The sequence below is a fragment of the Bosea beijingensis genome (genome assembly GCF_030758975.1).
In the GTDB taxonomy this organism is placed as follows: Bacteria; Pseudomonadota; Alphaproteobacteria; order Rhizobiales; family Beijerinckiaceae; genus Allobosea; species Allobosea beijingensis.
This window is the reverse complement of record NZ_CP132359.1, coordinates 2,043,598-2,069,314: the sequence shown is the minus strand read 5'-3', so window position 1 is coordinate 2,069,314 and position 25,717 is coordinate 2,043,598. Positions and strand designations below refer to the sequence as shown.

At 67.3% G+C, this 25,717-nt stretch carries 24 protein-coding genes; 14 read left to right on the top strand and 10 right to left on the bottom strand.

What is annotated here, in order from left to right; all coding sequences use genetic code 11:
• The first annotated feature begins 40 nt into the window (after nt 1-40).
• The 6 genes from Q9235_RS09985 (at nt 41) to Q9235_RS09960 (ending at nt 7,748) form a co-directional block, all read left to right on the top strand.
• A complete protein-coding gene (locus Q9235_RS09985; RefSeq protein ID WP_306226785.1) occupies nt 41-583 on the top strand; it encodes a c-type cytochrome in 543 nt (180 codons plus the stop codon).
• A 177-nt stretch (nt 584-760) separates the two neighbouring features.
• The gene (locus Q9235_RS09980; protein WP_306226784.1) at nt 761-2,629 is read left to right on the top strand and encodes an extracellular solute-binding protein; all 1,869 of its coding nucleotides are present in this window, start codon (nt 761-763) and stop codon (nt 2,627-2,629) included.
• A gap of 7 nt (nt 2,630-2,636) precedes the next feature.
• Entirely contained in the window at nt 2,637-3,725 is a 1,089-nt protein-coding gene (locus Q9235_RS09975; protein ID WP_306226783.1) for a microcin C ABC transporter permease YejB, read from the top strand.
• 2 nt (nt 3,726-3,727) lie between these two features.
• Nucleotides 3,728-4,903 carry an ABC transporter permease gene (locus Q9235_RS09970; protein ID WP_306226782.1) on the top strand — a complete coding sequence of 392 codons (1,176 nt, stop codon included), beginning with the start codon at nt 3,728-3,730 and terminating at the stop codon, nt 4,901-4,903.
• On the top strand, nt 4,900-6,528 hold the full coding sequence (locus tag Q9235_RS09965) for an ABC transporter ATP-binding protein (protein WP_306226780.1): 1,629 nt from the start codon (nt 4,900-4,902) through the stop codon (nt 6,526-6,528). The genes Q9235_RS09970 and Q9235_RS09965 overlap by 4 nt, the downstream gene beginning before the upstream one ends.
• 2 nt (nt 6,529-6,530) lie before the next feature.
• Nucleotides 6,531-7,748 (top strand): phosphopentomutase, encoded by a 1,218-nt coding sequence (locus tag Q9235_RS09960; RefSeq protein WP_306226777.1) that lies wholly within the window; start codon nt 6,531-6,533, stop codon nt 7,746-7,748.
• A 3-nt stretch (nt 7,749-7,751) separates the two neighbouring features.
• Here Q9235_RS09960 and Q9235_RS09955 read toward each other — a convergent pair whose 3' ends face one another.
• Nucleotides 7,752-9,209, bottom strand: a complete 1,458-nt coding sequence (locus Q9235_RS09955; RefSeq protein ID WP_306226774.1) for a methyl-accepting chemotaxis protein — start codon at nt 9,207-9,209, stop codon at nt 7,752-7,754.
• Nucleotides 9,206-9,580, bottom strand: a complete 375-nt coding sequence (locus Q9235_RS09950; protein ID WP_306226771.1) for a hypothetical protein — start codon at nt 9,578-9,580, stop codon at nt 9,206-9,208. The genes Q9235_RS09955 and Q9235_RS09950 overlap by 4 nt, the downstream gene beginning before the upstream one ends.
• A gap of 178 nt (nt 9,581-9,758) precedes the next feature.
• Between Q9235_RS09950 and Q9235_RS09945 the strand changes: the two genes are divergently transcribed.
• Together Q9235_RS09945 and Q9235_RS09940 are read left to right on the top strand one after the other, a co-directional pair.
• Complete coding sequence (locus tag Q9235_RS09945; RefSeq protein ID WP_306226767.1) at nt 9,759-10,187, top strand: TadE/TadG family type IV pilus assembly protein; 429 nt, start codon at nt 9,759-9,761, stop codon at nt 10,185-10,187.
• A 35-nt stretch (nt 10,188-10,222) separates the two neighbouring features.
• Nucleotides 10,223-11,959 (top strand): pilus assembly protein TadG-related protein, encoded by a 1,737-nt coding sequence (locus tag Q9235_RS09940; protein ID WP_306226765.1) that lies wholly within the window; start codon nt 10,223-10,225, stop codon nt 11,957-11,959.
• 6 nt (nt 11,960-11,965) lie between these two features.
• Here Q9235_RS09940 and Q9235_RS09935 read toward each other — a convergent pair whose 3' ends face one another.
• The 6 genes from Q9235_RS09935 to Q9235_RS09910 all read right to left on the bottom strand — a co-directional run bounded on the left by Q9235_RS09935 (nt 11,966) and on the right by Q9235_RS09910 (nt 16,339).
• Nucleotides 11,966-12,370, bottom strand: a complete 405-nt coding sequence (locus tag Q9235_RS09935; protein WP_306228187.1) for an arsenate-mycothiol transferase ArsC — start codon at nt 12,368-12,370, stop codon at nt 11,966-11,968.
• 41 nt (nt 12,371-12,411) lie between these two features.
• Nucleotides 12,412-12,900, bottom strand: coding sequence for a UPF0262 family protein (locus Q9235_RS09930; protein WP_306226763.1), 489 nt, complete (start codon nt 12,898-12,900; stop codon nt 12,412-12,414).
• A gap of 103 nt (nt 12,901-13,003) precedes the next feature.
• Complete coding sequence (gene hisD / locus Q9235_RS09925; RefSeq protein ID WP_306226760.1) at nt 13,004-14,296, bottom strand: histidinol dehydrogenase; 1,293 nt, start codon at nt 14,294-14,296, stop codon at nt 13,004-13,006.
• Nucleotides 14,297-14,334: 38 nt separating this feature from the next.
• Nucleotides 14,335-14,781, bottom strand: coding sequence for a DUF2948 family protein (locus Q9235_RS09920; RefSeq protein ID WP_306226757.1), 447 nt, complete (start codon nt 14,779-14,781; stop codon nt 14,335-14,337).
• A 45-nt stretch (nt 14,782-14,826) separates the two neighbouring features.
• Nucleotides 14,827-16,116: a UDP-N-acetylglucosamine 1-carboxyvinyltransferase gene (gene murA, locus Q9235_RS09915; protein WP_306226756.1), complete on the bottom strand. Its 1,290-nt coding sequence runs from the start codon at nt 16,114-16,116 to the stop codon at nt 14,827-14,829.
• A gap of 61 nt (nt 16,117-16,177) precedes the next feature.
• Entirely contained in the window at nt 16,178-16,339 is a 162-nt protein-coding gene (locus tag Q9235_RS09910) for a hypothetical protein (RefSeq protein ID WP_306226754.1), read from the bottom strand.
• Between the two features lie 425 nt (nt 16,340-16,764).
• Here Q9235_RS09910 and Q9235_RS09905 point away from each other — a divergent pair, with 425 nt between their 5' ends.
• The 4 genes from Q9235_RS09905 (at nt 16,765) to Q9235_RS09890 (ending at nt 23,203) form a co-directional block, all read left to right on the top strand.
• Complete coding sequence (locus tag Q9235_RS09905; protein ID WP_306226751.1) at nt 16,765-17,706, top strand: enoyl-CoA hydratase-related protein; 942 nt, start codon at nt 16,765-16,767, stop codon at nt 17,704-17,706.
• Nucleotides 17,707-17,853: 147 nt separating this feature from the next.
• Nucleotides 17,854-20,190, top strand: a complete 2,337-nt coding sequence (locus Q9235_RS09900) for a putative bifunctional diguanylate cyclase/phosphodiesterase (protein ID WP_306226747.1) — start codon at nt 17,854-17,856, stop codon at nt 20,188-20,190.
• Nucleotides 20,191-20,297: 107 nt separating this feature from the next.
• Nucleotides 20,298-21,743, top strand: coding sequence for an FAD-dependent oxidoreductase (locus tag Q9235_RS09895; protein WP_306226744.1), 1,446 nt, complete (start codon nt 20,298-20,300; stop codon nt 21,741-21,743).
• A gap of 11 nt (nt 21,744-21,754) precedes the next feature.
• Nucleotides 21,755-23,203 (top strand): sensor histidine kinase, encoded by a 1,449-nt coding sequence (locus Q9235_RS09890; protein ID WP_306226741.1) that lies wholly within the window; start codon nt 21,755-21,757, stop codon nt 23,201-23,203.
• A 10-nt stretch (nt 23,204-23,213) separates the two neighbouring features.
• On the opposite strand, the gene Q9235_RS09885 is transcribed toward Q9235_RS09890, so the two are convergent.
• Entirely contained in the window at nt 23,214-23,843 is a 630-nt protein-coding gene (locus Q9235_RS09885; protein WP_199089264.1) for a S24 family peptidase, read from the bottom strand.
• Nucleotides 23,844-24,009: 166 nt separating this feature from the next.
• Here Q9235_RS09885 and Q9235_RS09880 point away from each other — a divergent pair, with 166 nt between their 5' ends.
• Both Q9235_RS09880 and Q9235_RS09875 read left to right on the top strand, forming a co-directional pair.
• Nucleotides 24,010-24,354: a DUF952 domain-containing protein gene (locus Q9235_RS09880; protein ID WP_306226738.1), complete on the top strand. Its 345-nt coding sequence runs from the start codon at nt 24,010-24,012 to the stop codon at nt 24,352-24,354.
• On the top strand, nt 24,351-25,439 hold the full coding sequence (locus Q9235_RS09875) for a quinone-dependent dihydroorotate dehydrogenase (RefSeq protein ID WP_306226736.1): 1,089 nt from the start codon (nt 24,351-24,353) through the stop codon (nt 25,437-25,439). Before Q9235_RS09880 ends, Q9235_RS09875 begins: the two co-directional genes overlap by 4 nt.
• A gap of 3 nt (nt 25,440-25,442) precedes the next feature.
• Here the strand turns inward: Q9235_RS09875 and Q9235_RS09870 are convergent, their stop codons facing one another.
• Complete coding sequence (locus Q9235_RS09870; RefSeq protein ID WP_306226733.1) at nt 25,443-25,697, bottom strand: DUF6460 domain-containing protein; 255 nt, start codon at nt 25,695-25,697, stop codon at nt 25,443-25,445.
• Nucleotides 25,698-25,717 lie beyond the last annotated feature (20 nt).

Here is a 25,717-nt window from a genome sequence, read left to right as displayed (position 1 = left end):
CCGCGCCTTGGGCCGCGGAGGGCACCAGGGTTCGGACACGATGAATATCGAAGCCAACAAGATTGCCGGCGCGGTTCTCTCCACGCTGCTCGTCGTGATGGGCCTCAGCATGACGGCCGGCATCGTCTTCGCGCCGAAGAAGCCGGTCGTACCGGGCTTCGACCTGCCGAGCGAGGAGCCCGCCGCTGCCGGTGGCGCCGCCGCTGCGCCGGTAGCCGAGGAGCCGATCGCGGTGCGCCTCGCCAAGGCCGACCCTGCCAAGGGCGAGAGGGCAACCGCCGCCTGCAAGGCCTGCCACACCTTCGAGAAGGGCGGCGCCAACAAGGTCGGCCCGCATCTCTTCGAAGTCTATGGCCGCAACGAGGGCTCGGTCGCCGGCTTCGGCTACTCGGCCGCGATGAAGGGCCGCAGCGACAAGACCTGGGACGCCGAGGCGCTCGACCACTTCCTGAAGAGCCCGAAGGCCTATGTCCCCGGCACGATCATGGCGTTCGCCGGCATCGCCAAACCCGAGACCCGCGCCGATGTCGTCGCCTATCTGAACTCGCTGGCCGATGCACCGAAGCCGCTGCCGAAGCCCTGAGGCATCAGGCGAACGGCCAACACGCGATCACGAAGCCGGGCTTTGCCCGGCTTTTTCGTTTCTTCGCCTTGCTCCCGCCCCGCGCAAGCCCGCACAATCGTACTCCTGCCAGCCATTGCCGTAACCTTGCGCGCAGGCGACACAGGACAACGGCGAATCAGACGGAGACGCGAAACGATGGCGATGCGCATCACACGCCGCAGTTTGCTGGAAGCCGCAGGTACCGCGACCGTCGCGGGCGCCCTGCCCCAGCTTCCCGGAGCGGCGCTGGCGCAGGATGCCGAATCGCACGGGCTCTCGACCTTCGGCGAGCTCGCCCTGCCACCCGACTTTCCGCATTTCGCCTATGTGAACCCCAAGGCGCCCAAGGGCGGGTACATCGTCCAATCGATCAAGCGTGGCGGCGGAAACCAGAATCTTGAGACCTTCAACACGCTCAACATCTTCGTCTCGAAAGGCGACGGCGCGGCCGGCATCGATGCCTGTTTTGACAGCCTGATGGCCGGCTCCGGCGACGAGCCGGGCGCGCTCTATGGCTTGCTGGCGAAGAGCGTCTCGGTCTCCGCCGACAAGCTGACCTATCGCTTCCGCCTGCGGCCGGAGGCGCGCTTCCATGACGGCTCTCGTGTCAAGGCACAGGATGTCGCCTTCTCGCTGAACATCCTCAAGACGAAAGGACATCCGATCTATCGGATGATCCTGCAGGAGATGCTCTCCGCCACGGCAGAAGGCGACGACCTCGTCACCGTCAAGCTTTCGCCCCGCCGCAGCCGCGACCTGCACCTGATCGTCGCCGGCATGTCGATCTTCTCAGAGACGTTCTGGTCGACGCGGGACTTCGAGGCATCCACGCTGGAAGCGCCGCTCGGCTCGGGTCCCTACCGGGTCGGGCGCTTCGAACAGGGTCGCTATATCGAGTTCGAGCGCGTCGCCGACTACTGGGGCAAAGACCTGCCGGTCAATGTCGGCACCAACAATTTCGACCGGGTTCGCTGGGAGTATTTCCGCGATCGCAATGTCGGGTTCGAGGCCTTCAAGAGCGGCGTCATCACCTATCACGAGGAGTATACCTCGAAGCTTTGGGCGATCGGCTACGATTTTCCGGCCCTCAAGGAAGGCAAGGTCAAGCGCGAGATGCTACCGACGACGGAGCCCGTCGGCACGCAGGGCTGGGTCTTCAATCTCCGCCGCGAGAAATTCTCCGATCCCCGCATCCGCGAGGCGATCGGCCTGTGCTTCGACTTCGAATGGACCAACAAGAACGTCATGTACGGCCTGCGCGCCCGGACGACGTCCTATTTCGAGAACGCGGATTCGAAGGCTGTCGGCAAGCCTTCCCCCGAAGAACTCGCGTTGCTCGAACCCTTCAGGGGCAAGGTTCCCGAGGAAGTCTTCGGCGAACCCTTCGTTCCGCCGGTCAGCGATGGCTCGGGCAGCGATCGGAACCTGCTGAGGCAGGCGGATGAACTGTTCAGGAAAGCCGGCTGCAAACGCGACAAAGGCCGGCTCCTGCTGCCGAACGGCCAGCCCTTCGAGATCGAGTTCCTCGACCGCGAGGCCGCACTTCAACCTCATACGCAGCCTTACCTGGAGAATCTCGGGAAGCTCGGCATCAGGGCGCAATCGCGACTGGTCGACCCTTCGCAGCATCAACGCCGGCTCGACGAGCGCGATTTCGATGTCGCGATATCGTCCCTGACGGGCTCCGTCATACCCAGCGACAGCCTGCGCATCATCTACGGTTCGGAAGCGGCCAAGACGGCCGGGACCCGCAATATCGGCGGCATCGCCGACCCGGCGATCGACGCCATGATCGAGAGGATCGGGCGGGCGGACAGCTATGCCGAGGTCGTCGTGGCCGCCAAATGCCTCGACAGGCTGCTTCGGGCCGGCCGTTACTGGGTGCCGATGTGGTACAGCCCGAACGAGCTGGTGGCCTATTGGGACATGTACGACCGGCCGGCGACCAAGCCGAAATACTCCTCGGGCGCGCCGGGCATCTGGTGGTACGACCCCGAGAAGGCCAAGCGGATCGGAAAGGCGTGACCCGGGCATGCTGAGCTATATCGCCCGGCGCCTCGCGCTGATGGTGCCGACCCTGTTCGGCATCCTGCTCGTCTCCTTCGTCATCGTGCAGTTCGCGCCGGGCGGGCCGGTCGAGCGCGTGATCTCGCAGCTCCAGAACCCGAACAGCGGCGGCGCGGCCGACCGCGTCGGTGGGGGTCAGGGCGGCGATGCCGGCGCGCAGGGCGACGGGTCGGCCTATCGCGGCGCGCAGGGTCTCGATCCCGCCTTCATCAAGGAGCTGGAGAAGCAGTTCGGCTTCGACAAGCCGGCGCATGAGCGCTTCCTGAAGATGCTCGGCGACTATGCCCGCTTCGATTTCGGCCGCTCTTATTTCCGCGACGCGCCGGTGCTGCAGCTCATCAAGGAAAAGCTGCCGGTCTCGATCACGCTCGGGCTCTGGATGACGCTGATCTCCTATGCGATCTCGATCCCGCTCGGCATCCGCAAGGCGATGAAGGAGGGCTCGCGCTTCGACACCTGGACGAGCGCGGTCGTCATCATCGGCTACGCCATCCCGAGCTTCCTGTTCGCGATCCTGCTGATCGTGCTCTTCGCCGGCGGCTCCTTCTGGCAGATCTTCCCGCTGAGAGGCCTGACCTCCGACAACTGGGCGGAGCTCAGCCTGTTTGGGAAGGCCAAGGACTATCTCTGGCACATCGCCTTACCGGTGCTGGCCATGGCGCTCGGCGCCTTCGCGACCTCGACGCTTTTGACCAAGAACTCCTTCCTCGACGAGATCCGCAAGCAATACGTCCTGACGGCCCGGATGAAGGGTCTTAGCGAGCGGCGCGTGCTCTATGGCCATGTCTTCCGCAACGCGATGCTGATCGTCATCGCCGGCTTCCCGGGCGCCTTCGTCCACGCGCTCTTCGCGGGGTCGCTGCTGATCGAGACGATCTTCTCGCTCGACGGACTCGGCCTCCTCTCCTTCGAGGCGATCGTCAACCGCGACTATCCCGTGGTCTTCGCCAATCTCTACATCTTCTCGCTGATCGGCCTCGTCGTGCATCTGATCACCGACCTGACCTATAGCTGGGTCGACCCCCGCATTGATTTCGAGAGCCGGGAGGCGTGAGCATGAGCGACACGCTGATCGACGCTCCGCCGCCTGCCCTGCGCAGCGATATTCCGCTGGCGCCGGCCGAGGCCAAGCAGGGCTGGCTCAAGCTCTCGCCGATCAACCGGCGAAGGCTGAACAACTTCAAGGCCAACAAGCGCGGCTGGTGGTCGCTCTGGCTCTTCCTTGCGCTGTTCGTGCTCTCGCTCTTCGCCGAGTTCATCGCCAACGACCGGCCGCTTGTCGTGCGCTACAAGGACGAATGGCTGTTCCCGGTCGCGGTGAACTATCCGGAAGAGAAGTTCGGGGGCTTCCTTGCCACCACCGATTACCGCGACCCGGTCATCGCCAAGGAGATCGCCGCCAATGGCTTCGCGATCTGGCCGCCGATCCGCTATTCCTACCGCACGCATAATCTCGACCTGCCGGTGCCGGCTCCCGCGCCGCCGACCTGGCTGCTCAAGGACGAGCAGTGCAAAGCGATCGCGGAACGCAGCGGCGGCAAGACCTGCCGCGACCTCGAGTGGAACTGGCTCGGCACGGACGACCAGGGCCGTGACGTGGTGGCGCGCCTGATCTACGGCTTCCGCATCTCCGTGCTGTTCGGGCTGATCCTGTGCGCCTTCTCCTCGGTGATCGGCATCGCGGCCGGGGCTATCCAAGGCTATTTCGGCGGCTGGACCGACCTGATCTTCCAGCGCCTGATCGAGATCTGGACCTCGATTCCGGCGCTCTACCTGCTGATCATCGTCGCCGCGATCATCACGCCGAGCTTCTTCGTGCTGCTCGGCATCCTCCTGCTGTTCTCCTGGGTGGCGCTGGTCGGCGTCGTGCGCGCCGAATTCCTGCGGGCGCGCAATTTCGAGTATGTCCGGGCGGCCCGCGCGCTCGGCCTCTCCAACCGCACCATCATGATCCGGCACCTGCTGCCGAACGCGATGGTGGCCACACTGACCTTCCTGCCCTTCATCCTGAACGGCTCGATCACCACCCTGACCTCGCTCGATTTCCTCGGCTTCGGCCTGCCGCCGGGCTCCCCTTCGCTCGGCGAATTGCTGGCGCAGGGCAAGGCGAACCTGCAGGCGCCCTGGCTCGGCCTCTCCGGCTTCATCGTGATCGCGCTGATGCTGTCGCTGCTGATCTTCATCGGCGAGGCCGTGCGCGACGCCTTCGACCCGCGGAAGACCTTCGCATGACCGCGCCGCTACTCTCCGTCGAAGACCTCTCCGTCGCTTTCCGCCAGGGCGGGCGCGAGACGCTCGCCGTCGACCATGTCTCCTTCTCGATCGCCAAGGGCGAGACGCTCGCGCTTGTCGGCGAGTCCGGCTCGGGCAAATCGGTCTCGGCTCTGTCGATCCTGAAGCTCCTGAACTATCCGGCGGCGCATCATCCTTCCGGCAAGATCCTGTTCAACGGGCAGGATCTGATCGCGGCCGACGAGGACGCGATGCGCAAGGTGCGCGGCAACGACATCACCATGGTGTTCCAGGAGCCGATGACCTCGCTCAACCCGCTGCATACGATCGAGCGGCAGATCGGCGAGATCCTCGAACTGCACAAAGGGCTGCGCGGCGAGAAGGCCCGCACCCGCACGCTGGAGCTGCTCGACCTCGTCGGCATCCGGGATGCGGCGAGCCGGCTCGATGCCTATCCGCACCAGCTCTCGGGCGGGCAGCGCCAGCGCGTGATGATCGCGATGGCGCTCGCGAACGAGCCCGAACTGTTGGTCGCCGACGAGCCGACCACCGCGCTCGACGTCACCGTGCAGGCGCAGATCCTGAAGCTGCTCAAGGAGCTGCAGGGCCGGCTCGGCATGGCCATGCTGTTCATCACGCATGACCTCGGCATCGTCCGGCGCATCGCCGACCGGGTCTGCGTGATGCTGAAGGGCAAGGTCGTCGAGCATGGGCCCGTCGCCGAGATCTTCGCCAACCCGCAGCACGACTATACCAAGCGCCTGCTCGCGGCCGAGCCGAAGGGCCGCCCTGCCCCCGTCCCGGCGGACGCGGCGACGCTGCTGGAGGCCGGGCCGGTCAAGGTCTGGTTCCCGATCAAGTCCGGCCTGCTGCGCCGCGTCAGCGGCCATTTGAAGGCTGTCGACGGCATCTCGGTCAAGGTGCGCGAGGGCGAGACGCTGGGCGTCGTCGGCGAATCCGGCTCGGGCAAGACCACACTCGGCCTCGCCATCCTCAGGCTGATCTCGTCGGAAGGGCCGATCGTCTTCCTCGGCGACCGCATCGACGGGCTCTCCAGCAAGCAGGTCCGGCCGAAGCGCAAGGATCTGCAGGTCGTCTTCCAGGACCCCTACGGCTCGCTCTCGCCGCGCATGTCGGTGGCCGAGATCGTCGCCGAAGGCCTCGCGATCCAGCAACCGAACCTGAGCTATGAGCGGCGCCGCGAGATCGTGGCGCAAGCGCTCGCCGATGTGGGGCTGGACCCTGCAGCGATGGATCGCTACCCGCACGAGTTCTCGGGCGGCCAGCGTCAGCGCATCGCGATCGCGCGGGCCATGGCGCTCGATCCCAAGTTCGTGGTGCTGGACGAGCCGACCTCGGCGCTCGACATGTCCGTGCAGGCACAGATCGTCGAGTTGCTGCGCGGGCTGCAAGCCAAGCGCAAGCTGGGCTATCTCTTCATCAGCCACGACCTCAAGGTCGTGAGGGCGCTGTCGCATCGGGTCGTGGTGATGCAGAACGGCAAGGTGGTCGAGGAAGGCCCGGCCGAGGCGATCTTCGCCCAGCCACGCGAGGCCTATACCCAGGCGCTGCTGGCGGCGGCCCTCAACCTCGACACCGCCAGCACCACCGCGGTGAAGGACTGAGCATGGCCCGCGCGCTGCTCATCGTGCTGGACTCGGTCGGCTGCGGCGGCGCCGCCGATGCGGCCGCCTATGGCGATGCCGGCTCCGACACGCTCGGCCATATCGCCGAAGCCTGCGCCGATGGACGCGGCGACCGCGAAGGCCTGCGCAGCGGACCGCTCAAGCTCCCAAACCTCGTGCGGCTCGGCCTCGCCCATGCCTGCGAGGCCTCGACCGGCCGGTCGCTGGCCGGTGTCACGAAGCCAGCCAAACCCGAAGGGCGCTGGGGCTACGGTGTCGAGATCAGCCAGGGCAAGGATACGCCGTCCGGCCATTGGGAGATCGCCGGCTGCCCGGTGCCGTTCCAGTGGGGCTATTTCACCGATCTGGAGAATTCCTTCTCGCCAGAGCTGGTTGCCGGCATCGTCGCGCAAGGCGCCCTGCCCGGCATCCTCGGCAACAAGCATGCCTCGGGCACCGCGATCATCGACGAACTCGGGCCGGAGCATATCCGGACGGGCAAGCCGATCTGCTATACCTCGGTCGATTCCGTACTGCAGATCGCGGCGCATGAAGAGCATTTCGGGCTCGACCGGCTCTATGCCCTCTGCAAGGTGGCACGCGGCCTCGTCGATCCCCTGCGGATCGGCCGCGTCATCGCGCGGCCCTTCGTGGGCTCGCCGGAGGAAGGCTTCACCCGCACCGGCAATCGCAAGGATTTCGCCATCCCGCCGCCGGACGAGACGATCCTCGACCGCTTGACGGCGCAAGGGCGCACGGTCGTCACCGTCGGCAAGATCGGCGACATCTTCGCCCATCGGTCGACCGGCGCCGAGATCAAGCCCTTCGGCAATGCGGCCATGCTCGACGCGGCGCTGGAGGCCTGGGACGGGCTGCCGGATGGCGGGTTCTGCTTCGTCAATCTCGTCGATTTCGACACCGAGTTCGGCCACCGGCGCGACATTCCGGGCTATGCGGCGGCACTGGAAGCCTTCGATCGCCGCCTGCCGAGTATCGAAGCGGTTCTGAGGCCGGGCGACATCGCCGTCATAACAGCCGATCACGGCAACGATCCGAGCTGGCCCGGCACCGACCACACGCGCGAGCATGTGCCGATCCTCGCCTTCGGTCCCGGCATCGGCACCGAGCCGCTGGGGCGCCGCGGCAGTTTCGCCGATATCGCGGCGAGCCTCGGCAGCTTCCTCGGAATCGGGCCGGTCGGCCCCGGCCGCCCCTGGTAGACCTCAGCCCGTAGCGACCCGGCCGCAGAAGCTCGCCACGTCCTGGCGGATCTCCTGTGCCTGCTGCGCGAGCGCGCTGGCGGCGCTCTGCAATTGCTGGGCGGCGCCATGGGTCTGGCGGGTCATGACCTCGAAGCCGCCGGCGACATCGGCGCTGCGCTGCGCGCCCTCGAAGGACAGGCGGACCTGATGGGCGATCTCGGCCGTGGCACGGCTCTGCTCGTCAACCGAGAGCGCGATCGCATTGGCGACGCTCTCGACCTCGCCGATCGCCTCGACGATGTCGCGGATCGCCTTCAGCGAGCGCTGCGAGGCCTGCTGCATCGTGCCGATCTGCTGCGACACCTCGTCGGTCGCCTTGGCGGTCTGGGCCGAGAGCGTCTTGACTTCGCTGGCCACGACCGCGAAGCCGCGCCCCATCTCGCCGGCGCGCGCCGCCTCGATCGTGGCGTTGAGCGCGAGCATGCTGGTTTGCGCGGCGATGCCGCGGATAATCTCGACGACGGCGCCGACATTCTCGCTGCTCTGGGCGAGATGCTCGATCTCGGCGCTGGCGCGGCGGGCAAGCTCGGCGGCGATCTTCGAGCCATCGGCCGATTGCCCGGCATTGCGGCCGATCTCGCCGATGGAGGCGACGAGCTCGGTGCTGGCGGCCGAAAGATGATCGATGCTGTCCATCGTGCCGGCGGCGGAATCGGAGACCATCGCGGTCTGGCGCCGGACATGGTCGGAGGTCTCGGTCAGCGCCCCGGCCTCGGTGTTCATCGCCGCGGCAGAGTTGTCGAGGACGGCCATCGCCTGCTCCATCTGTGCGCGGAAACCGGCAACGACATCGCGCAGCATCTCGGCGCGCTGTCCGAGTTCCTCGGCGAGATTGCGCTCCTTCTCGCCGGCGGCGCGCTCGCGCTCCGCCACTTCCTGCGCCCGCGCCAGGTTCTGCTCGTTCACCGCGAACATGCGCTGCAGCGCCACGGCGAAGATCGACAGGAACGCCGTCTCGATGATGACGATCACCGCATGGAGCATCACGCGCCACAGGTTGCCGCCCTGATAGAAGACGGCCGCAGGCAAGGCGTATTGCAGCACGAGATGATGCGCGGCCGTCAATGTCGCGCCCATCAGGATCGGCCGCCAGTCGCAGAAGCCGGCGAGCAGCGCCAGGATCGCGAAATAGTACATGTGGATGTCCGGCTGCCAGGGGTGGCCGGCAAAGCTGAACACCAGGATCGAAACCTGCCCGATCAAGACGGCGGCGATGACGAGCTGAGTCACGATGGCCGGGCCGGCCAGGCGATAGACGAGCACGGCCGCAAGCGCCGCCAGCGCCGCCATCAGCACCGGGACGACGCCTGACGCGCCGTTGGCCCAGAAGCCCAGCGCGAGCAACGGCACATGCAGCAGCCCGAGCGCCAGCAGGGCCTGCGTGACCCTCTGGCGTACCGCTGACAGGGTCCAGTTCATGACGACGCTTCCGTTCGGCCGGGATTATCGAGGCATCCGGCAAGGCCCGCCAGAACGAGGGAGAACCACGCGCCTTTCGGCACGGCGGGTGCCTGCCCGTTCGATGTCGGCGCCACGACGACGACCGAACTCAACCGGCCACTGCGCAGAACGCGATGACCGGCCGCGAAGCTCAGCGCCACGGCTTCCGCACCATCGGTCCAGGGTGGAAAGATGATCGCGACCGGCTCGGTGCCGTCGGTCGCGCGCGGCAGGCTCGCGAGAGCTCCGAAGCTGACCAGCAGACAGACCAATCCAACGAGGACGCCGCCAGCGGGCGACAACCGCTCGGCGCGCGCCGCTTCGGGTTCCGCTGGAGATATCGAAGGCATTGGCGGGGATCACTCGGGGCAACGGCGACGTACAGCCGAAGCAACCGTAGCCGCGTAAAATTTTACTTAAGCCGTTCACCGGGGCTGAACGGCGATTGCTCGCCCAAGACCGCATTTACCTTTCATCAATAGGCGAGATTTACAACTTTTAGTTGTGTCTACTTACCGAGGAACGGCCATGCCGCCTGCCCTGTCCCGCTTCTCCCGGAACCAGCGCGCGACCACCGCCATCGAGTTCGCTTTCGTCGCGCCGATCCTGCTGCTGCTGCTCGTCGGCATCATGGGCTATGGCTATGTCTTCGGCATCTACCACAGTATCCAGCAGATCGCAGCCGAAGCGGCGCGCTCATCCGTTTCGGGCCTGAACGACACCGAGCGCTCCCAGATCGCCCAGGACTTCATTGCGGCCCATGCCGGCTCCTACGCTTTCATCGATCCCGCGAAGCTGAGAGTCCGGACCGGCCAGACCGGCCCGCAGATGCAGAGCTTCGAAGTCGCCGTCGCCTATGACATGAGCGGCTCTGTCTATGACAGCCTCAGCCGCCTGGCGTCGCTTCCACAACCAATGATTGAGCGTCGAGCCATCGTCCAGCGCGGTGGATATTGAACAGGTTTCGCGATTTCGCGGCCAGGAGGGCATGCATGCTCAGGCTCAGGAACTTCGTCGGAGACCAGCGTGGCGGCGCCGCCATTCTCTTCGCCGTTTCGGCGACTATGCTGTTCGGCTTCGGCGCCATGGCCGTCGATGTCGGCAACTTCTTCTACGAGAAACGCAAGCTCCAGACCGCCAACGACCTCGCCGCGCTCGCAGCGGCAAGCGATCTGCCCCGCGCCCAGGCCGCGGCCGGGGCCAGCACCATCCAGAACGGCTTTCCCCGCAACGCGATCCAGGCCTTGCAGACCGGCGTGTATACGCCCGACCCGAATCTGGCGCCCGGAGCGCGCTTCGTTCCCAGCTCGGCCACGGTCGCGAATGCGGTCAGGGTCGACATGCGGACAACCGCGCCGCTGCTGCTCGGCCGCGTGCTGACCTCGTCAACGGCCTCCGCACCAACGTCCGGCACCGTTCCGCGCCCTGCCGGCAGCACGCCGGCCGTGGCCAGCCTCAGCAGCGGCGACGTGCCGATCGGCTCCAGCGCCATCGCCTTCCAGGATTCCCAGGCCTCCTTCGCCGTCGGCTCCCGCCTGCTCAGGCTCGATGGCGGCCTGCTCAACAGCCTGCTGGGCGGCCTGCTCGGGGGCGGCGTATCGCTCTCCGTCATGGATTACGACGCACTGATCAAGGCGCGGGTCGACCTGTTCGACTTCTCGAAGCGCCTCGCCACCCGCCTCAACCTGACGGCGGCGACCTATGACGATGTGCTCAAGGCCGATGCCCGCCTCGGCGACGTGCTGGCGGCGATCGTCGACGCCTCCCGCGACCACGATACGCGCAGCGGCACGGCCACCGCGGCGCTGGGGCGTCTCGCATCCGCGTCCGCGAGCAACCTGCCGGTCAATCTGGCCTCGCTTATTTCCTTTGGCCCGGCCGGCGACAAGCCGCTTTCCGGGCCAAAGCCGCTCGCGGCCTCGCTCTCGGCGCTCGACATCGTCTCGGCCGTCGCCCAGATCGCCAATGGCAACCGCCAGGTCGATGTCGGGCTCAACCTCAACCTACCCGGCGTCGCGGCGGCCTCGCTCAAGCTCGGCATCGGCGAGCGGCCGGTCGGCACCAGCCTGGTGCGGGTCGGGCGCGCCGGATCGAGCGTGCATACGGCACAGACGCGCCTCCTGCTGACGGTCGATCTCGTCGGCTCGGGCGCAGCCTCGCTGGTCAGGGTGCCGCTCTATCTCGAGCTCGCCGCCGCCACGGCCCGGATCACCGGCATCCAATGCTCGCCCGGCGACGTCTCGACCTCGCGGGTCACGCTCGGCGTGACGCCGGCCGTGGTCGACGCCTGGATCGGGCAGGTCTCGATGGCGGAGTTCAACAATTTCAGCAGGGCGCCGAACCCGCCCGCCGCGGCCCTCGTCAACGCGGCCGGGCTCGCCAAGGTCACCGGCCGCGCCCATGTGACGATGACCAATCTCTCCGAGGCCACCGTCAGCTTCAGCTATCCGGAGATCCAGCGCAGCGAGAAGAAGACGACCTCGACCCGCAATTTCGTCGCCACCCTGCTGGGGCGGCTCGTCGGCGACCTGGAGCTGCGCGTGGAAGCGCTGGGGCTCGGCCTCGGCTTGCCCGGCCTGGATGGGCTCGTCAGCGGAATCATCGGCAATGCCGCGACGCCGCTCGACCAGATCCTCAACGGCGTGCTCGGCACGCTCGGGATCGGGCTCGGCCAGGCCGATAGCTGGGTCAGCGGCGTGCGCTGCGGCGGGGCCGTGCTGGTGCGATAAGTTCCGTCAGCTCTGGAGACGCTGCTTGATCCGCTTGATCAGGCCGTCCCTGACGTCGCGATAGGCGTCGAGCTTCTGCTCGCGCGAGCCCTGGAACACGGTGGGATCGACGGTCGGCCAGTATTCCACCTCGGCGGCATGGGTCCGCGTCAGGTCCAGCGCCTTGTGATGGGCCTCGGGCGAGAGCGTGATGATCAGGTCGAAATTCAGCCCTTCCCACTCCTCCAGCTCCTCGATCGATTTCGGCTTGTGGCGGCTGAGGTCGATGCCGATCTCGTCGAGAACCGTCGACACGAAGCCATCGATCTCGCCTTTGCGGGCTCCGGCCGACTGGACATAGATCGACTTGCCGAAAAAGTGCTTGGCCAGGGCCTCTGCCATGGGCGAGCGCACGGCGTTCATCGCGCACATGAAGAGCACGCTCTGGACCTTGCGCGGGGGCTCCAAGCGCGTCAGCCCTTCCAGTGTAGGGCATAGATCAGGGTGAAGAGGCGGCGCGCCGTGTCGAAATCGACCTCGACCTTGCTCGCCAGCCGCTCGGCCAGGATGCCAGCAGCCTCGTCATGCAGGCCGCGCCGGCCCATGTCGATCGCCTCGATCTGCGTCGGCGTCGAGGTCCTGATCGCCGCGTAATAGCTGTCGCAGACCAGTTCGTAGTCCTTGATGATGCGCCGGAACGGGCTGAGCGAGAGATGATGCGTCACCACCGGCGCGCCATCGGCCTGCTTGATCTCGAAGACGAGGCGCCGCTCGACCATGGCGAGATGCACGAGATACGGCCCGCCGTCATGCTCGGGAATGACGAAGCTGTTGCGCTCGATCAGGTCATAGATCGCGACGGCGCGCTCATGCTCCTGATCGGGCGTGCCGCGGCCAAGGGAGCTCTCGTCGAGGGTCAGGCCGACCAGGCGCTGGTTGGTGGCAGTCGAGACGTCGGACATCGCTCCTCCGGCCATGGCGCCGCCTGTCGGACGGAGCCGAGATCACTAAGCATGAGAGTATTGCTCTTGCGAAAAACCGGTTCCCACTTTTTCGCGCAATACTCTAGCGATTGAGTCTGATCGTCACGGATCGGCCGTGCGCCTGCAAGCCCTCTGCCTCGGCCAATTGCGTGGCGGCGGACGCGAGCGCGCGCAGGCCCTCGGGGCCGCATTTCAAGAGCGAGGTCCGCTTCATGAAATCGCCGACGCCGAGCCCCGAAGAGAAGCGGGCGGAACGGGCCGTCGGCAGGACATGGTTGGGGCCACCGACATAGTCGCCGATCGCCTCCGGCGTGTGGCCGCCCAGGAAGATCGCGCCGGCATTGCGGATCAGCCCCGCGAGCCGCTCGGGATCGGTCGTCATGATTTCGAGATGCTCGGGCGCGAGCCGATCGACCAGCGGCACGGCGGCTTCGAGATCGGCGACGAGCAGGATCGCGCCAAATTCCTGCCAGCTCTTGCCGGCGATCTCCGCGCGCGGCAGCGTCGCGAGCTGGGCGGCGACCGCCTTCTCGACCTCGGTGGCGAGCGCGGCATCGTCAGTCATCAGGATCGACTGGGCAGAGACATCATGCTCGGCCTGAGCCAGCAGGTCGGCAGCGATCCAGTCGGGATTGGCGCTGCGGTCGGCGATGACCAGCACTTCGGAAGGGCCGGCGATCATGTCGATGCCGACCTGGCCGAAGACGCGGCGCTTGGCGGCGGCGACATAGGCATTGCCGGGGCCGACGATCTTGGCGACCGGCGCGATCGCAGCCGTGCCATAGGCCAGCGCCGCGACGGCCTGCGCACCGCCGATGCGGTAGACCTCGTCGACGCCGGCAAGGCGGGCGGCGGCGAGTACGAGCGGGTTGGTTTCGCCGCGCGGCGTCGGCGCGACCATGACGATGCGCGGCACGCCGGCGACCTTGGCCGGGATGGCGTTCATCAGCACCGAGGAGGGATAGCTCGCCGTGCCGCCGGGAACATAGAGCCCGACCGCCTCGATCGCACTCCAGCGCCAGCCGGCGCCGACGCCCGCCGCATCCTCGACCCAGGAATCGGCCGGCTTCTGGCGGCGATGATAGGTCTCGATGCGCTCGCGCGCCGTTTCCAGCGCGGCCAGCAATTCGGGCGAGCAGGCGGCGACCGCCGCGTCGATCTCGGCCTCGGAGACGCGCAGGGTCTGTGGCGTCAGGTCGAGCGCGTCGAAGCGGGCGGTGTAGTCGATCAGCGCGGCGTCGCCCTTCTCGCGGACATCGGCAATGATGTCGGCGGCAACGCGATCGACCTCCTCCGAGACCTCGCGCTTGGCGGAGAGCAGCGCCGCGAAGCCCGCGGCGAAGCCGGCATCCCTGTCGTCGAGCCTGATCGGCATCGCTTGTCCTTGGATATCGTCGAGAAAGGGCTGGAGGTTCAGGCGCCGTCGGGATGGCCGGGCGTCGCCACGGCTTCCCAGACCGGGCCGAGATCCTTCATCTGGGCCTCGATGCATTCGACCGAGAGACGGATCGCCGCCCCTTCCGAGAAATGCAGGGTCACGTCGCCGGCCGGATCCTCGCCCAGGTCGAAGGTGACGGCGAGAAGGTTCAGGACCTTGTCGGGATCGTTCTTGTCGAGCTTGGCGCTGCGCACGGCCTGGACACGGTCGAAATGCAGCGCGGTCAGGCGGCGCCGGCGCTGGCCGCGCTGGGCACCTTCCCAATCGAAACGGCGCAGCGCGAGCGCGAAGCGCTTCTCGCGCGGGAGATAGACGAGGTCGGCCGCCTTCAGCACCGCATCCTGGAGATGGGCTGAGACAATCGCGAGGTCATCGGCATCGAGCGCGATGAGCTTCAGGGGATCGGCGGCATCGTCTGACATGGTCTTGTTCTGACGAGCCGCCCCGAGAAAATCAACCGCCGAGAATCAGCCGCTGATGCGCTCGACCAGCGCTCCGCAGCGGCCGAGCTTGGCCTCCAGCGCCTCGAAGCCGCGATCGAGATGGTAGACGCGGTTAATCGTGGTGTCGCCCTCGGCGGCGAGCCCGCCGATGACCAGCGAAACCGAGGCGCGCAGGTCGGTCGCCATCACCGGCGCGCCGGTCAGCTTCTCGACACCCTCGACATGGGCGACATCGCCGTCCAGCCGGATCTTCGCGCCGAGCCGGGCGAGTTCCTGCACATGCATGAAGCGGTTCTCGAAGATGGTCTCGCGGATGCGCGAGGTACCCTTCGCCCGGGTCATCAGCGCCATGAACTGCGCCTGCAGGTCGGTCGGGAAGCCCGGGAAGGGATCGGTGTCGATATCGACCGCCGTTAACCCGTGCCCGTTGCGGCGCACGCGGATGCCTTCATTGGTCGAGTCGACCTCGACCCCGGCCCTGGTCAGCACGTCGAGCGCCGATTGCAGCAGCTCGGGCCGAGCGCCTTCCAGCAGCACGTCGCCGCCGGTCATCGCCACCGCCATGGCATAGGTGCCGGCCTCGATCCGATCGGGCAGCACGGCATGATGCGCACCGCCGAGACGCGCGACGCCTGTCACGACGATGCGCGGCGTGCCGGCGCCCTCGATCTTGGCGCCCATCTTGACGAGGCAGGCGGCGAGGTCGGTGACCTCCGGCTCGCAAGCGGCGTTCTCGATCACGGTCGTGCCCTGGGCGAGGACGGCTGCCATCAGCGCGGTATGCGTGCCGCCGACCGTCACCTTCGGGAAGACGATCTCGCCGCCCCTGAGGCCTTTGGGCGCCCGTGCCAGCGCGTAGCCGTTCTCGATCGCTATCTCGGCGCCGAGCTTCTCCAGCGCCATCAGCAGCAGGTCGACCGGGCGGGTGCCGATGGCGCAGCCGCCCGGCAGCGAGACCTTGGCCTCGCCCATGCGCGCCAGGATCGGCGCGATCACCCAGAAGCTCGCGCGCATGGTCGAGACCAGTTCATAGGGCGCGCAGGTATCGACGATCTGGCGGGCGGTCAGCGCGATGGTCTGGCCGGTCTCGGCCGACTGGCCGATGCGCTTGCCGGCAACGGTGCGGTCGACGCCCTGGTTGGACAGGATCCGCGAGAGCGCGGTCACATCCGAGAGGCGCGGCACATTGGTCAGCGTCAGCGTCTCGTCCGTCAGCAGGCTCGCGATCATCAGCGGCAAGGCGGCGTTCTTGGCGCCGGAAATCGGAATGGCGCCATTGAGGCGCTGGCCGCCGGTGATGCGGATCTTGTCCATCGTCGGGTCCTGCTCGGCCGGCCAGGCTCAGGGCCGGCGGCGCGTGGGAGAATAAGGGAGTTCAGGTCCGGGAGTTGTCGGCCTGAGTGGGCGGCGCCGGCTCACGCGCTTGCGCTTCGTCCGAACGGCGAGCGCGAGCCTGGGCCTTGCGGCGCTTCAGGTTCTCGCGGAGCGCGGCGGCAAGGCGCGCCTGCTTCTCGTCCTCGGCTGTCTGGCGGGTCACGATGTCAGCTCGGTGTGGGGTGTTTGAACGCGGGAACGCGGCGAATTCGCGGCGGTATCGTTAGACCCTGAGCCGCCGCCGGACAAGCATGACGATGGCGGCGCGGCCCCTGCCCACGGCAGGGCGAAATCGTGCCGGAGCAGGCCAGCCCCGGACCCTGCCTCGGAGCGCGGGAATGATCCTTCCCTCTCAGACCGCTGCCGCTTTCCACTTGTTTCCCGGTCACAGCCTCTCCGCGAAATTTTCACTCCGACAGCCGCGGTGCGGCTCTTGCCTTGCCGGCAGTCCGGACGTTGGCAAGCGTCAGACCTGACGCTTGGTAAGGCAAAAAACCTTAATGCTATTAACCATTTCCGCGGGATTTCGTTTACACTTTGTTAAGCTCGTTTACGCTGCCGGCATCAAGGAGTTTGTGGGGTAGCGTCATGTTGCAGTCCTTGAAGTTGGGAGCCGGGGGCCTCGCGCCGACCCTGCTGGAGAGTTGCGAAGTCATCGATGCGATCCGCTACAAGGCAGGCTTCCTGCCGGAGGTGGAGATCGCCTATGAGCCGGATATCAAGACGCTGTGGGTCACGATCCGGCCGGAGCTGAAGCCTGTCTTCACGCTGCAGTTGCTGGACAGCCTGGTGAAGATCCAGAGCGCGATCGTGGCGCTCTGGGGCGCGCCGGACCAGTATCACCGCGCGCCGGTGCGCTTCCTCGCCTTCCGGGGCACGGGCCCGTTCTTCACGCTCGGCGGCGATCTCGATTTCTATCTGGACTGCCTGGCCAAGAACGACCGCGCCGCGCTGACGGAATATGCAAGGCTCTCGGCGGAAGGGGCGATCTTGAACTCCGGCGGCCTCAGCGGGCTGGTGGTGACGCTCTCGACGATCCACGCCAAGGCGATCGGCGGCGGCATCGACGCGCCGCGCTCATGCAATGTGATGATCGCCGAGGAACAGGCCTCGTTCGTCTACCCGGAGATCAAGTTCAACCACTTCCCGATCACGGCGGTGGCAATCCTGTCGCGGCGCATGGGCCAGCGCGCGGCCGAGCAGATGCTGCTCTCCGGCGAGGAGATGAGCGCGCAGGACTTCATGGCGGCGGGCGGACTCGAAGCGGTGGTCCCGACCGGCACGGGCGAGGACTGGATCCGCAAGTACTGCGCCGACTCCCTGCCGGTCCACGCCGCCAAGACAGCGCTGTTCTCGGCCTTCAACCGCCGCCATGGCGATCTGCGCGAAGAACTCGGCCATCTCGGCGAAATCTGGACGAATTGCATGCTGCGCCTGAGCCCGAGCGCGATCTCGAAGCTGCAGCGCATCGCCCAGACGCAGGACCGGATGCTGGCGCGCGTCTACCAACGCCACCTCGCGCCGGTCTGACGGGCGGCGGGTCGCTCGCCGCTCTGTCCACCGCCCCCGGAAAACCACACGAAGCATTTACCTCTGCTCTCGTACAACGCTCTGGCATGATGCGCGACGTGTGGATGTCGCGCATTGCGCCGTGTGGGGCGGCAAAGGCAGGAGTAGATGGCAGGCGCGCTCAAGCGACCGACGACGGCTGGCGGACGCGAGCAGGGCGAGGATATCGACCTGACCGGCTATACGCTGCTGGTCAGTTCGCTGTTCTCATCGCCGGCCTCGATCATCCCCGGCGGAATCGCGGGCATCTTGACGCCGTTCCTGTGCTGGGTCTCCACCGGCATGGACATCTTCATGAGCCTCACCATCCTGGTGACGCTCATCGTCATCCTGCGCATCATGACGGTGATCGCCTATCGCCGGCGCAACCACGCCCAGGACAGCTACGCGCAGACCCGCCGTTGGGACCGCGACTATTTCATCGGCGCGACGTTGTTCAGCGCCGTTCTCGGCTATAGCTGCTATGTCGCGCTGGTCCAGACGGACGACCCCGCCGCGCATATCACCTCGGTCGCCTCGACCATCGCGCTGGCCTCGGGCTATGTCGCGCGCAATGCCGGACGGCCGAAATTCGTCGCGGTGCAGCTCCTGACCTTCTGCATCCCGATGGCGATCGGCCTGATCGGCGCTCATAACCCCTATTACCGCTATATCGGCTATTTCGCCTTCCTCTACGTGGCGGCCAATATCGCGATCACAAACTCGCTGCACCGGAACCTGCTCGCGCTGAGCGACGCCAACAAGCAGTCCAAGGCGCTCGCCTCCGCCCTGCATTCGCAGAACCTGACGCTCGACGCAGCGCTCAACACGATGATCGACGGGCTGGCGATGTTCGACCGCAGCCTCAAGCTCGCCGTCAGCAACGCGCCGCACAGCACGCTCTACGGCCTGCCCGAGACGCTCGCCCTGCCCGGCACGCCCTTGACGGCGATCGCGCGCTTCCTGGTCGAGCGGCAGGTTATCAGCCAGGAGCAGTTGCGCGACATCCGCGCGGCGCTGTCGGAAGTCCAGGCGACCCAGCAGGCCACCAGCCGCGAACTGGTGACGCGCGGCGGGCTCGTCCTCGTCGTCACGCTCGCGCCTGCGGCCGAGGGCGGTATCCTGATGCTCACGGAGGATGCCACCGAGCGCAAGGCGACGGAGGCACGCATCGAGCAGATGGCGCGCTTCGACGAACTGACCGGGCTGGCGAACCGTTTCGAATACACCACGCAGATCGCCGAAACCTTCGCCAAGCTCGAGCGCACGGGCGACGGTTTCGCGCTGCTCTATCTCGATCTCGACGGCTTCAAGCAGGTCAATGACAGCCTGGGCCACGATATCGGCGACCATGTGCTGATGGAGACCGCGAGCCGCCTGCGCAGCGCGATCCGCAGCAACGACATGCTCGCCCGTTTCGGCGGCGACGAGTTCCTGCTGATCCTGCCCTCCGCGGACCATCTCGTCGTCACCGCCATCGCCCAGCGCATGATCGACGTGATGGCGCGGGCCTTCGATGTCGACGGCAAGACCGTCTACGTGACCGCCAGCATCGGCATCGCCATGGCGCCGCTCGACGGCGCCAATCCGGCCGACCTGCTGCGCCATGCCGACACGGCGCTCTACAAGGCGAAGTCCGCCGGCCGGAACATGCTGATGTTCTTCAACCCGGCCATGGCCGAGGAGATGATGGAGCGGCACGAGATCGAGGTCGATCTTCGCAAGGCCTGCACCGACGGCTCGCTCGAGCTCTACTATCAGCCGATCATCGACCTCAAGACCCAGAAGGTCGTGTCGCGCGAGGCGCTGATGCGCTGGCGCCACCCCACCCGCGGCATGGTTCCGCCGGGCGTCTTCATCCCGATCGCCGAGCAATCCGGCCTGATCGCCGGCATGGGCGACTGGGCGATCCGCCAGGCCTGCCGCGACGCCGCGAGCTGGGAGCCGGGCATCGGCGTCTCCGTCAACGTCTCGCCCCTGCAGTTCCGCGAGCCGCGCCGGATCGTCGAGACGGTCAAGGACGCTCTCCTCGCCTCGCAGCTCGAATCGCGGCGCCTGATGCTCGAAGTCACGGAATCGCTGCTGATCGAGGACGACAAGCTGGCGCTCTCGGTGCTCGACGAGTTGCGCGCGCTGGGCGTGACCTTCGCGCTCGACGATTTCGGCACCGGCTATTCCTCGCTCGCCTATCTCTCGACCTATCCCTTCGCACAGGTGAAGATCGACCAGAGCTTCGCGCGCGAGGTCCATACCAACGAGGCCTCCAAGGCCGTCATCGAAGCTGTCTGCCAGCTCGCACGCCGACTCCAGATGAACGTCGTGGTCGAGGGCATCGAGACCGAGCAGCAGCGCATCGCCGTACAATTACTGGGCGCCCATCGCGCCCAGGGCTTCCTGTTCGGCCGTCCGGAAGCGCTGGCCAGCATCAAGAGCCGCAACGGCAGCGGCAATCGCAGCGTTGCCTGAGCAGGCCTGCGTGTCGCTTTAATTCGGAAGCGGCTGCGCAACGGCCTTGATTCCGCCGGCCCGGCAACGCATCAGCGATCAGGGACGACAGCGAAACGGGACATCCGGTGAGCGACGGCACGGCCAAGGCGGCGAAACCAGCCGCGTTGACACCCGATATCTGCGTCATCGGCGCGGGCCAGAACGGCATCGCGCTGGCGATCGCCGCAGCGGCCTTCGGCGTTCCCGTGGTCCTGATCGAGCGGGACGCTACCGGCGGGGACATCGGCCCGCTCACCGCCCGCGCGCTGATCGAGATCGGAGCGCGCGCGCAGGCGCTGCGCGATGCCGGGCGCCTCGGCCTCTCGGCAGCGGAGCCACAGCCGCACCCGGCCGCTATCCACGATCATGTCCAGCGCGCACTGGCGGGCGACCGTGCCAATCACGCGGTCGAGCGATTGGCCACGCTCGGCATCACCGTTCTTCACGGCGAAGGCCGCTTCACCAGCCGCAGCACGGTCACCGTCGCGGGACAGCCGGTCAAGGCGCGCCGCTTCGTCATCGCCACCGGCGCGCAGGTCGTTCTGCCCGCAATACCGGGGTTCGATTCGGTGCCCGTTCTCTCTGCAGCCGATCTCGCCGGCCTGACCCGCTTGCCGGAGCGGCCGATCATCCTCGGCGGCGCGGGCGCCGCGCTGGCCCAGGCCCTGCGCCGCCTCGGCTGCGCCGCGACGCTGATCGCGTCTGAGGACTTGATAGCGGGCCATGACGACGAAGCCGCGGCGATCCTGCGGCGCCGGCTGCTGCGCGACGGGCTGGAGCTTCACGAGAAGGGCGAGCCGCTGCGGGCGGAGCGTGCGCGCTCCGGCCTTCGACTCGTCGTCGCAGCGCCTTCCGGCGAGGCGACGGTCGAGGGATCGCATCTCATCCTCTGCGGCCCGCGTCGACCCGCGATCGAGCAGCTCGACCTCGATCTCGGCGGCATCCGCCATGACGCCTCCGGGATCATCGTCGATCGGAGCCTGCGGACGAGCAATCGCCGCGTCTACGCCCTGGGAGCCTGCGCCGGCGGCGCGGCAACCGCTCCTTCCGATCGCGCCGGCGACGACCATGTCGGGCTTCTGCTGCGCGGCATCCTGTTCCGCCAGCCGGTGAAGATCGAGCCGCGAAGCGAGCCGCGCGTCGCCTGGAGCCAGCCACAGGTCGCCTCGATCGGACTTTCGGAGGCGGAGGCCCGCAAAGCGGCCGGGCAGATCCGCGTGCTGCGCTGGCCCTTCTCCGAGAATGCCGCCGCGCGGGCCGAGGGAGAGACCGAGGGCTTCGTCAAGGCGATCGTCGATCGCAAAGGCCGTATCCTCGGCATCACCATCGTCGGCGACGCGGCTGGCGAGTCGATCGCACCCTGGTGCATCGCGATGCGGGCGGGGCTCGGCGTCAGCGATGTCGCCGGCATGCCGCTGCCCGCCGCCGCGCGCTCCGATGCCTCGCGCCGCGCCGCGCTCGCGTTCCACGCGACATTGACCACGCGGCCGGGCTTACGCCGCCTCATCGGCTTTCTGCGGCGTTTCGGCTAAGATCGCCGACGATGCATGCTCCCAAGCCAGCCCTGTCGGTCAGCCAGCCGCGTGGCCTCACGCGCCTCGGCCTCTCGGCCAAGCTGCTGCTCGTCACCGTGCTCTTCGTCATGCTGGCGGAGGTGCTGATCTATCTGCCCTCCATCGCAAATTTCCGGCGCAACTGGCTGAATGACCGGATCGCCGCCGCGCAGGTCGCGGCGCTGGTCCTGGAAGGAGCGCCTGAAGACGGCCTGCCCGAGGGCAGCGAGAATCGCTTGCTGATGGGCGTGGGCGCGCGTGCGATCGCGGCCCGCGTCGGTGGAGCACGGCGCCTGCTCAGCCTCGATTCGATGCCGCCGCCGGAGGTTTCGCGTTCGATCGACCTGCGCAACCTGAGCTGGATGAACGCGATCGAAGAGGCGCTCGCCGTGCTCGTCTCACCTGCGACCATGCCGATCCGCGTGGTCGGCGAGGCCGTCGGCGGGGCCGATTTCGTCGAGATCGTCATCGACGAGGCCCCGCTGCGCCGGGCGATGCTGAAATTCTCCTGGAGCCTGCTGCTGATCTCGCTGCTGCTCACGGGCCTCACCGCGCTCGCCGTCTACATCGCGCTCAATGCGCTGATCATCGGGCCGATCCGGCATCTGGCGGCGAATGTCATGGAGTTCGAGGCCGATCCGGAAAACCCCCGGCGGATCATCGAGCCTTCGTTGCGAGCCGACGAGATCGGCGAGGCGGAACGCGCACTCGCACGCATGGAAGCGACGCTCGCCGACGAATTGCGCACCAAGAAACATCTCGCCGAGCTCGGCCTCGCCGTCTCCAAGATCAATCACGACCTGCGCAACATGCTGGCTGCGGCACAGCTCATGTCCGACCAGTTGATCGAGACCCGCGACGCCAAGATCCGCCGCTTCGCGCCACGCCTGATCGCGACGCTGGGGCGCGCTATCGATTTCTGCCAGGCCACCCTCGCCTATGGCCGCGCCGCCGAGGCGACCCCCGCGATCCGCGACGTACCCTTGCGCCAGCTCGTCGCCGAGCAGGCGGAGATGCTCGGCCTCGGCGAAGGCAAGCAGCCGCGCTTCGAGAATCGGGTGCCGCCCGAATTGTCGGCGCCCTGCGACCCCGACCAGATGGCGCGCGTGCTGACCAACCTGATGCGCAATGCGATCCAGGCGCTGACACGGGCGGGGGCAGAACCCGGCGACCTGCCAGTACTGACGGTCACGGCCGGGCCGGAGAACGGCTCGGTGGCGCTGCGCATCATCGACAACGGCCCTGGTGTGCCGGAGCGGGCGCGTGCCAACCTGTTCCAGGCTTTTCGCGGCTCGGTGACGCCGGGCGGGACCGGGCTCGGGCTCGCCGTCGCGGCCGAGCTGGTCCGGCTCCATGGCGGCTCGATCGCGCTGGAGCCTTCGGTCAAGGGCGCGGTCTTCGCGGTGATGCTGCCGGCGCGGCGCGCCAACGGGCACTGATAGGCGGCGCCTACTGGCTCGCCCAGATCACGCGCGCCATGAAGGCGATCTCGGCATTGTTCAGCACGCGGTCGGCATGCTCGGGGTTGAGCGAGGCGAGCTCGACCGTCTTGGCCGTCTGGCGCTTGAGCTGCTTGGCGAGCACCTCGCCCTCCACCGTCTTGACCACGACCCGGTCGCCACGCCGGACCGTCGCGGTCGGCGAGACGATGATGGTGTCGCCGTCACGGTAGAGCGGCAGCATCGAATCGCCGGAGATTTCCAGCGCATAGGCCTTCTCGTCGGCGACGCCGGGAAATGCGACCTCCTCCCAGCCCGTGCCGACCGGAAAGCCGCCATCGTCGAAGAAGCCGCCCGAGCCGGCCTGGGCGAAGCCGATCAAGGGAATCGTGCGGGCCGGGGCCGGCTCGCGCCGCAGTACCACGCTCATGAACTCGTCGAAGGAGGCGCCGGTCGCGACCAGGATCTTTGAAATCGATTCGGTCGAGGGCCAGCGCTCGCGCCCGTCGGGGGCGACGCGCTTCGAGCGATTGAAGGTGGTGGCATCGAGCCCGGCCTTGCGCGCCAGGCCCGAAGCGGTGAAGCCGTAGCGCTGGGCGAGCGTATCGATCGCCCCCCAGATCTGGTCATGTGACAGCATCGCGCAGGCCTCGCTTCGCTCTTGCCGTGGGGCGGGGATTGAAGATAGGAAATATCCCCTATCCGATAAGATTTCAATCCGAATCTCGCCGCAATCAGACAACGGCTTGCGGAATCCTCCTGCCAGTGATTAAGCCGATGATCGACATGTCCGCGCGAGAGTTCCGGTGCCCCTGATCTACAAGATATGCCCCGCCGCGCTCTGGTCGGAAGCCGAGGCCAAGGGCCGTTTCGACGGCGCTCCCGTCGATCACGCCGACGGCTTCATTCATTTCTCCACGGGCACCCAGGTCGCCGAGACCGCGGCAAAGCATTTCGCCGGACAGGACGGGCTCCTGCTCATTGCCATCGACGATGAGCGCCTCGGTTCGGCCCTGCGCTACGAGCCGTCGCGCGGCGGCGCCCTGTTCCCGCATCTCCATGCCCCGCTCGATCCAAAGGTGATCCGCTGGATCGCCCCCATGCCGCTGAAGGGCGACGGCAGCCACACCCTACCGGAGACGCTCGCATGATCGGTGGCCTGTTCAACCTCGCCCGGCCGCTGATCCACCGCATGGATGCGGAAACGGCGCATCGCCTGTCAGTCACGGCACTTGCCACGGCACCCGCCCTCAAGCCGGGCGCCGACGATCCCGTGCTCGCGACGGAGGCGTTCGGGCTGTCCTTCTCCAATCCGGTCGGTCTCGCCGCCGGCTTCGACAAGAATGCGGAGGCGATCGACGGCGCGCTGGGGCTCGGCTTCGGCTTCGTCGAGGTCGGTGGCGTGACGCCGCTGCCGCAACCCGGCAACCCCCGCCCCCGCGTCTTCCGCTTGCTGGAGGACGAGGCCGTCATCAATCGCTACGGCCTCAACAGCGAGGGCATGGAGGCGGTGGCGAAACGGCTGCAGGCCCGCCTGCGCCGCAATGGGCTCGTCGGCGTCAATCTCGGCGCCAACAAGGAATCGGCAGACCGCGCCGCCGATTATGCGACGCTGGCGCGCCGTCTCGCCCCTCTCGCCGACTTCCTGACGATCAATGTCTCCTCGCCGAACACGCCAGGTCTGCGCGACCTGCAGGCGGAAAGCGCGCTCGACGACCTCGTGGCGCGCACGCTCGCGGCGCGGGATGAGGTCGCGACCGTTGGCCAACGCACGCCGATCCTGATCAAGATCGCGCCGGACCTGACCCTGCCCGAGCTCGACGGCATGATCGCCGTCGCGCGCAAGCGCAATATCGACGGGCTGATCGTTTCGAACACCACGATCGCGCGCCCGGACAGCCTGCGCAGTGCCAGCAGGGCTGAGACCGGCGGGCTTTCCGGCAAGCCGCTCTTCACCGCCTCGACCCGCATCCTGGCCGAGGCCTTCCTGCGGGTCGAAGGGCAGTTCCCGCTGATCGGCGTCGGTGGCGTCGATTCGGCTGAGACCGCCTTCGCCAAGATCCGCGCCGGCGCGACGCTGGTGCAGTTCTACTCGGCGATGGTGTTCAAGGGGCCTGGGCTCGCCAAGGAGATCAAAACCGGCCTCGCTACGCGGGCACGGCGCGCCGGCCTCACGCGCCTGACCGCCCTGATCGGGCGTGATGCGGCTGCGATCGCGCGCGGCGAAAGGCTCTGAGGCTTACTTCCGCGCCGCGAAGAGCCGCATCAGCAGCCAGAGCGGCACGACGATCAGCGCGCCGGCGATGACCCATTGGCCGAGCTCGCGCACTGCGCCGAAGCCGAGCCCGGTGATCGAGCGCAGGAAGCGCGCGGCGGCCTCGTAGAGGCTATGCGGTGAGAGGCCGAGAAAGGCCATGGCCGCGCCGACCAGAAGCGAGATGAAGATCAGGCGGACGAGGACGCTGAGAGGCGAGCCGCCGAGAAACCGTTCCATGGAAGCAATCGTCATCCTGT